The 891-nt window shown below is 51.7% G+C and carries 1 protein-coding gene; it reads right to left on the reverse strand.

Annotated elements, in window-relative coordinates:
• Nucleotides 1-53: 53 nt before the first annotated feature.
• Entirely contained in the window at nt 54-758 is a 705-nt protein-coding gene (locus ACFQH9_RS32030; protein WP_001067855.1) for an IS6-like element IS26 family transposase, read from the reverse strand.
• Between the last annotated feature and the right edge of the window lie 133 nt (nt 759-891).

Raw genomic sequence — 891 nt, forward strand, 5'->3', positions numbered from 1 at the left:
AGGCACTGTTGCAAAGTTAGCGATGAGGCAGCCTTTTGTCTTATTCAAAGGCCTTACATTTCAAAAACTCTGCTTACCAGGCGCATTTCGCCCAGGGGATCACCATAATAAAATGCTGAGGCCTGGCCTTTGCGTAGTGCACGCATCACCTCAATACCTTTGATGGTGGCGTAAGCCGTCTTCATGGATTTAAATCCCAGCGTGGCGCCGATTATCCGTTTCAGTTTGCCATGATCGCATTCAATCACGTTGTTCCGGTACTTAATCTGTCGGTGTTCAACGTCAGACGGGCACCGGCCTTCGCGTTTGAGCAGAGCAAGCGCGCGACCATAGGCGGGCGCTTTATCCGTGTTGATGAATCGCGGGATCTGCCACTTCTTCACGTTGTTGAGGATTTTACCCAGAAACCGGTATGCAGCTTTGCTGTTACGACGGGAGGAGAGATAAAAATCGACAGTGCGGCCCCGGCTGTCGACGGCCCGGTACAGATACGCCCAGCGGCCATTGACCTTCACGTAGGTTTCATCCATGTGCCACGGGCAAAGATCGGAAGGGTTACGCCAGTACCAGCGCAGCCGTTTTTCCATTTCAGGCGCATAACGCTGAACCCAGCGGTAAATCGTGGAGTGATCGACATTCACTCCGCGTTCAGCCAGCATCTCCTGCAGCTCACGGTAACTGATGCCGTATTTGCAGTACCAGCGTACGGCCCACAGAATGATGTCACGCTGAAAATGCCGGCCTTTGAATGGGTTCATGTGCAGCTCCATCAGCAAAAGGGGATGATAAGTTTATCACCACCGACTATTTGCAACAGTGCCAACGCCGGGTTATTCTTATTTGTCGCTTCTTTACTCGCCTTTATCGGCCTTCACTCAAGGATGTATTGTG

This window comes from Pseudonocardia lutea (assembly GCF_042658055.1).
In the GTDB taxonomy this organism is placed as follows: Bacteria; Actinomycetota; Actinomycetes; order Mycobacteriales; family Pseudonocardiaceae; genus Pseudonocardia; species Pseudonocardia lutea.